This is a genomic window from Sphingomonas sp. (assembly GCF_035758555.1).
In the GTDB taxonomy this organism is placed as follows: Bacteria; Pseudomonadota; Alphaproteobacteria; order Sphingomonadales; family Sphingomonadaceae; genus Sphingomonas_B.
Map to the genome: position 1 here is coordinate 1 of NZ_DASTXI010000212.1, position 6565 is coordinate 6565.

The following is a 6565-nucleotide window of genomic DNA, read 5'->3' on the forward strand; positions in this document are numbered from 1 at the left end:
ATGTTGAGATAGACCTCGGCTGACGAGAAGCTCAGCCCGCAGCGCGCCTCGAGCACCGCGAGGATCATCGCCAGCCGGCCCGAATCCCAGCCGACCACCGCGCGCCGCGGCGTCGCCCCGCTCGCCAGCCGCACCACCAAAGCCTGGATTTCGACCAGCACAGGCCGCGTGCCCTCCAGCGCCGGGAACACGGTCGTCCCCGTCACACCCTCGTCGCGGTGCGTGAGGAACAGCGCCGAGGGGTTCGCCACCTCCGCAAGCCCACCCTCGCCCATCGCGAAGACGCCGATCTCGTCGGTGCCGCCGAAGCGGTTCTTGATCGCGCGCAGGATGCGGTATTGGTGGCTCCGCTCGCCTTCGAAGCTGAGCACGGTGTCGACCATGTGTTCCAGCACCCGCGGCCCGGCGATCGACCCGTCCTTGGTGACGTGCCCGACCAGCACCACGGCAGTGCCCTGCTCCTTCGCGAAGCGGATCAGTTCGCCGGCCGAGGCGCGGACCTGGCTGACCGTGCCCGGCGCGCCCTCGATCAGGTCCGAATGCATGGTCTGGATCGAATCGATCACCAGCAGATCGGGCGCTCCGCCCTGCAGCGTGGTCAGGATGTCCCGCACCGATGTCGCTGCGGCCAGCTGCACCGGCGTATTGCCGAGCCCCAGCCGCCGTGCCCGCAGCCGCACCTGATCCGCCGCTTCCTCGCCCGAGACATAGGCGACAGCCTTCCCGCTGCGAGCAAGCTTCGCCGTCGCCTGCAACAGCAACGTCGACTTGCCGATCCCCGGGTCGCCGCCGATCAGCGTCGCCGATCCCGCGACGAAGCCGCCGCCCATCGCCCGATCGAGCTCCGCAATCCCCGTCGACATCCGCGGCGGCAGCGGCACGTCCGCATCGAGCCCGACCAAAGCGATCGCCCTGCCGCCCGATTGCAGATTGTGCCGCGCCTGGAAGGGCGTCACCACGGCGCCCGCGTCCTCGACCAGTGTATTCCATTCCTGGCAATCGCCGCACTGCCCCGCCCATTTCGGCGAAACCGATCCGCAGACCTGACAGACATAGCGCTTCTGGGGTTTGGCCATGGGCCCAAGCTTAAGAACAAAAGGCGACCGGCGCTAGAGCCCGAACGGCCAGGTCTCGTCGGCGCCGTGCTCCTCCGGCCCCGGCAGGGCCGTGACCGCTTGCGTTCGGTCGAACCAGACGAAGGCGTCGTACTGCTTTGGCAGCGTCGCCTCGGAATAATGGCTCCAACGCTCGGTCTCGGGCCGGTAGATCACGCCGATATAGCGCTCCAGCCGTTCCTCCATCAGCGCCTCGCGCGCCTCGGGATGCTCGCCTTCGCGCAGGTCGAGCAGGAAGCGCCCCGCGCCGCTGTCGTGCATCAGCCGCTCATAGCTGTCGGGGCGGGACGGGTTGATCTGCTTGATCTTCATCGGCGCGTCCCAATCGTCGGCGGCCGCGACGGTGCCGTCATGCGTGCCGAAGCCGATCAGCCTCGCTTGCTGTCCATGCGCCTCGCGGACCAGCTGGCCCAGGTTCAGCTCGTCCCGGCCCTGCCCCATGTCCGTGAAGCGCGCGTCTCCGATATGGCTGTTGTGCGCCCAGACGACGGCTTTGGCGTCCGGTCCCTTCCAGTGGAGCAGCAGCTCCAACGTGTCGGCCATATGCTCGTCGCGCAGGTTCCAGCTCGCTGCCGAGCCATGGTACATCGCCCGGTAATAGGCCTCGGCGTTGGCAACCAGCCGCGCATTCTGGGCCGCATCGATGAATGCGTCGGGATCGCCATCGACATAGGCTTGCTGTTTCGCGAACAGATCGCGCAGCGTCTGCACGACCGCTTCCTCGCACCGGCCATAGCCTTCGCTGAGCGCGATTCGTCCATAGACCGCCGGCTCTTCCTTCCACGGTTTCAGGCAGCCATAGCGCCGCCGCGCGTCCGCCGCCGCTTCGGGGTCGGTGCGGTCGAGATAGCCGATCACCGCCGCGATCGAGCCGTTCATGTTGTAGAGATCGAGCCCGTGGAAGCTGACCTTGCCGTCCGCGCGGTTATGGTCACGCAGCCATTCGACGAACGCGGCGAACTCGGCATTGCGCCACATCCAGGTCGGAAACCGCTTGAAAGGCGCCTCGGCCTCGGCCGGTTTCGGCTTGTCGCGGACGATCCGGTCGATCACCGCGGCGTCGGGCCAATCCGCCTCGACCGCCACCATCGTGAAGCCATGGTGCTCGATCAATGCCCGCGTGATTGCCGCCCGCGCGCGGTAAAATTCCGACGTCCCGTGGCTCGCCTCGCCCAGGCACACCACCTGCGCCTCGCCAAACCGGTCGAAGAAGGTGCCGAAGGCCGGATCGTCGATCTCTGGCAAAGGCTCCGCCGCCTCGGCGATCAGGCTGGAGACGCTGCGGCTGAGTGTGTCGGCGACCATGTCCTGCTCCTTCAGGAAACAAAACGAGCAAAGGCTGACACTGGTCCATCGCTCGAGCGTTGGTCGGTCACCCAAACTTGTGGTAGTTGGACGTCATGACCGAGCACGCGCCGATCCTTGCTGGCTCCCCGCTTGATACGACACCGGTTCCACTCAAGCTGCGGATCGAAGATTACGAGACTCTCGATCAGGCTGGCGCTTTCGCGGATTATGCGAAAACTGAGCTCATCGAGGGGGAAATCTATTTCGTGAATGCGCAACATCGTCCGCACGCGCTCCTTAAAATGGAGCTTTACGATCGGCTGCGCGATTGGCTGAAGAATTCTCAGTCCCCGCTGCGCCCGCTCGTCGAGGCCGCAGTCGCGATGCCACCCTATAGTGCGCCCGAGCCGGACATTGCGCTCACCAGCGAGCCGATGGGACAGGGCATGATTCCACTCGCGTCACTGTCATTGGTCGTCGAAGTTGCGGATACCAGCCTCGATCAGGACCTCGGGCGCAAAGTCGGCATGTACGCCCGGCACCAGGTCACCGAATACTGGGTGGCAGACGTGAAGGCTCGCGTCATCCACCAGATGTGGTCGCCTGCTAACGAGACGTATCGCGAACACCAAACCATCGCATTCGGATCACCGCTGAAGTCGGCGACGATTTCCGGTCTGGAAATCGACACCGACTTTCCCGGCTGACGCAACGCGTTACCGCGTCAGCTTCTTGTAGCTCATCCGGTGCGGACGGTCGGCTTCGTCGCCGAGGCGGCGGCGTTTGTCTTCCTCGTACGCCTCGAAATTCCCCTCGAACCATTCGACATGGCTGTCGCCCTCGAAGGCCAGGATGTGGGTCGCCAGGCGATCGAGGAAGAAGCGGTCGTGGCTGATCACCACCGCGCAGCCGGCGAAGCTCTCGATCGCTTCCTCCAGCGCGCGCAGCGTCTCGACGTCGAGATCGTTGGTCGGCTCGTCGAGCAGCAGCACGTTGCCGCCCTTCTTCAGCATCTTGGCCATGTGGACGCGGTTGCGCTCGCCGCCCGAAAGCTGGCCGACCTTCTTCTGCTGGTCGGGGCCCTTGAAGTTGAACGCGCCGACATAGGCGCGGGTCGACATCTCGTGCTTGCCGATCGTCATCAGGTCGTGCCCGCCCGAGACTTCTTCCCAGACATTCTTGTTGGGCGCGAGTGCGTCGCGGCTCTGGTCGACATAGCCGAGCTGCACGGTCGGGCCGATGTCGATCTCGCCTGAATCGGGCTTTTCCTGACCGGTGATCAGGCGGAACAGGGTCGATTTGCCGGCGCCGTTCGGGCCGATCACACCGACAATTCCGCCCGGCGGCAGGGTGAAGCTCAGATCCTCGAACAGCAATTTGTCGCCATAAGACTTCGAGACGTTCTTCACCTCGATGACCTTGCCGCCCAGACGCTCCGGGACCTGAATGACGATCTGCGCCTTGCCGGGCGCGCGCGCATTCTGCTTCTCGACCAATTCGTCGAACGCGCGGATACGCGCCTTGGATTTGGTCTGGCGCGCCTTCGGCGACTGCCGGATCCATTCCAGCTCGTCCTTGATCGCCTTCTGGCGGCCGGCTTCCTCGCGTTCTTCCTGCTCCATGCGCTTGGCTTTCTGCTCAAGCCAGCTGGAGTAATTGCCCTCGAACGGAATGCCGCGGCCGCGGTCGAGCTCCAGCACCCAGCCGACGACATTGTCGAGGAAATAGCGGTCGTGGGTGACCAGGATGACGTTGCCGGGATAGTCGATCAGGTGCTTTTCCAGCCACTGGACGCTCTCGGCATCCAGATGGTTGGTCGGCTCGTCGAGCAGCAGGATGTCGGGCTTTTCCAGCAGCAGACGGCACAGCGCGACGCGGCGTTTCTCGCCGCCCGAGAGGTTGGTGACCGGCCAGTCGCCCGGCGGGCAGCGCAGCGCGTCCATCGCGATTTCGAGCTGGTTGTCGAGCGTCCAGCCGTCGACGGCATCGATCTTTTCCTGGAGCTCGCCCATTTCGGTCATCAGCGCGTCGAAATCGGCGTCTTCGGGCGGGTCCGCCATCAGGTTGGAGATTTCGTTGAACCGGTCGACCAGGTCCGCGACGGGGCGGACGCCGTCCATCACGTTTTCCTTGACGGTCTTGTTCGGGTCGAGCGCCGGTTCCTGCGCCAGATAGCCGACACGGATGCCTTCCGCCGCCCAGGCCTCGCCTTGGTATTCGGTGTCGTAGCCGGCCATGATCTTCATCAAGGTCGACTTGCCGGCGCCGTTGACGCCGATGATCGCGATCTTGGTGCCCGGCAGGAACTGCAGGTGAATGTTGTTCAGCACCGGCTTGGGGGCGCCGGGGAAGGTCTTGGTCAGACCCTTCATGACGAAACTATACTGCACGGCCATCGGCCACGATCTCCGGGGTTCGAATGTCGTTGAGGATTGCGCGCGCCCGTAGCGCAAGGCGCCGGGGCTTGGCAAACGCGTGTTCAGATAGGTAGGGCGGCGCCATGCAAAAACAACGCTTCGCGCTGCTCGCCCTTCCCTTCCTGATCGCCGCCGCTCCGTCCAACGACGCGGCAGCCTTGCGCGATGCCGCGCTGAAGGACGACACCGCCTGGAAGATCACCGAAGCGCTGACGACGGAGATCGGACCGCGGCTCGCCGGCAGCGAGCAGGAAGCGCGTGCGCGGGAGTGGGCGGTCGCGAAGCTGAAGAGCCTCGGCTTCAAGAACGTGCGTATCGAGACGTTCGACATTCCCGGGTGGGAGCGCGGCGAGGAGCGCGGCGCGATCGTCGCGCCCTATCCGCAGCCGCTGGCGCTGACCGCGCTCGGCAACAGCGGCGCCACTCCGCCGGAAGGGATCGAGGCGCCGCTAGTCGCCTTCCCGAACGTCGCCGCGCTGCAGGCCGCGCCGGCCGAGCAGGTCAGGGGCAAGATCGTCTATGTCGGCAATGAAATGCACGCCGCGCAGGACGGATCGAGCTATGGCTATTTCGGCGCGGTCCGCCGCTCGGTGCCCAGCATCGCATCGCAGAAGGGCGCGCTCGCGGCCGTCATCCGCGGGCTCGGCACCGACAGCCACCGCGTGCCGCACACCGGCATCACCAATTTCGAAGCGGGCGTGACGCCGATCGCGGCCGCCGCGCTTTCCAATCCGGACGCCGACCAGATCGAGCGCATCGTCGCCCAGGGCAAGCCGATCACGCTGCGCCTGCTGATCACGCCCCGCCGGACCGGTACGCGCCAGTCCGGCAACGTCATCGCCGAGGTACCGGGCAGCGATCCGTCGGCCGGCATCGTCGCGATCGGCGGCCATCTCGACAGCTGGGATCTCGGCACCGGCGCGATCGACGATGCCGCCGGCGTCGCGATCACCGCCGCGGCCGCCAAGCAAATCATGGACGCCGGCCGCCCGCGCCGCACGATCCGCGTGATCTGGTTCGGCAGCGAGGAAATCGGCGGCAATGGCGGCCAGGCCTATTTCGACCGTCACAAGAGCGAGCCCCATGCTGCGGTGGGCGAATCGGACTTCGGTGCGGACCGCGTCTGGCGGTTCGAAACCAAGCTCAACCCGGCCGCGGCGCCGCTGACCGCCCGGCTGGAGGCCGTGCTCGCCCCGCTTGGCATCACCAAAGGGAACGGCAAGGCCAGCGCCGGCGCCGACCTCGGCCCCTGGGTGCGCGCCGGGACCAACGGCATCGATCTCGACCAGGACGGCCTGCGCTATTTCGATGTCCACCACACAGCCGACGACACGCTGGACAAGATCGATCCCGATCAGCTGGCGCAGAACGTCGCCGCCTGGACGGCGATGCTGGCCATCGTCGCGAACGCGCCGGAAGCGCTCGTCGAAAGTCGTGACTAACTCTACCGAAACAGTTTGACTAAGTCCCTGTTGCCGCTAATTACCGCCGGCGCGACGGCATCGGGCCGGGCGCACGTTATTTTCCCTTGGGGAGCACAGGAATGAAGAAGCTGATCGTTGTTGCTGCTGCCGCCGGCCTGATCTCGCTGGCTGCTTGCAATAATAGCACGCCTGCCGAGAATGCGTCGGACAACACCGCCGCGGCGCTCGACAACACCGCGGAGAACCTCGAAGCGGCCGCCGACAACGCGACCAACGAGGCGACCGAGAACACGCTCGAGAACGCTGCCGACAACGCCTCGGC

6 protein-coding genes are annotated in these 6565 nt (G+C 65.7%); 3 read left to right on the forward strand and 3 right to left on the reverse strand.

Going from position 1 to position 6565, the window contains the following annotated elements:
- Nucleotides 1-1076: DNA repair protein RadA (gene radA, locus VFT73_RS12595; protein ID WP_326411637.1), on the reverse strand; the 1076-nt coding region annotated here is incomplete at its 3' end.
- A 33-nt stretch (nucleotides 1077-1109) separates the two neighbouring features.
- Complete coding sequence (locus VFT73_RS12600) at nucleotides 1110-2420, reverse strand: erythromycin esterase family protein (protein WP_326411639.1); 1311 nt, start codon at nucleotides 2418-2420, stop codon at nucleotides 1110-1112.
- 95 nt (nucleotides 2421-2515) lie between these two features.
- On the opposite strand from VFT73_RS12600, the gene VFT73_RS12605 reads away from it, so the two are divergent.
- Nucleotides 2516-3109, forward strand: a complete 594-nt coding sequence (locus VFT73_RS12605; RefSeq protein ID WP_326411642.1) for a Uma2 family endonuclease — start codon at nucleotides 2516-2518, stop codon at nucleotides 3107-3109.
- 9 nt (nucleotides 3110-3118) lie between these two features.
- Here the strand turns inward: VFT73_RS12605 and ettA are convergent, their stop codons facing one another.
- Nucleotides 3119-4798, reverse strand: a complete 1680-nt coding sequence (ettA, locus tag VFT73_RS12610) for an energy-dependent translational throttle protein EttA (RefSeq protein WP_326411644.1) — start codon at nucleotides 4796-4798, stop codon at nucleotides 3119-3121.
- Between the two features lie 104 nt (nucleotides 4799-4902).
- Between ettA and VFT73_RS12615 the strand changes: the two genes are divergently transcribed.
- Nucleotides 4903-6261 carry a M20/M25/M40 family metallo-hydrolase gene (locus tag VFT73_RS12615; protein ID WP_326411646.1) on the forward strand — a complete coding sequence of 453 codons (1359 nt, stop codon included), beginning with the start codon at nucleotides 4903-4905 and terminating at the stop codon, nucleotides 6259-6261.
- 101 nt (nucleotides 6262-6362) lie between these two features.
- On the forward strand, nucleotides 6363-6565 hold a 203-nt coding region (locus tag VFT73_RS12620; RefSeq protein WP_326411648.1), incomplete at its 3' end, for a hypothetical protein.

What these genes read in the sequence shown, in the direction of transcription:
- VFT73_RS12600 (WP_326411639.1), bottom strand. Translation starts at nt 2,420, where the DNA reads ATGGTCGCCGACACACTCAGCCGCAGCGTCTCCAGCCTGATCGCCGAG.
- VFT73_RS12605 (WP_326411642.1), top strand. Translation starts at nt 2,516, where the DNA reads ATGACCGAGCACGCGCCGATCCTTGCTGGCTCCCCGCTTGATACGACA.
- VFT73_RS12615 (WP_326411646.1), top strand. Translation starts at nt 4,903, where the DNA reads ATGCAAAAACAACGCTTCGCGCTGCTCGCCCTTCCCTTCCTGATCGCC.
- ettA (WP_326411644.1), bottom strand. Translation starts at nt 4,798, where the DNA reads ATGGCCGTGCAGTATAGTTTCGTCATGAAGGGTCTGACCAAGACCTTC.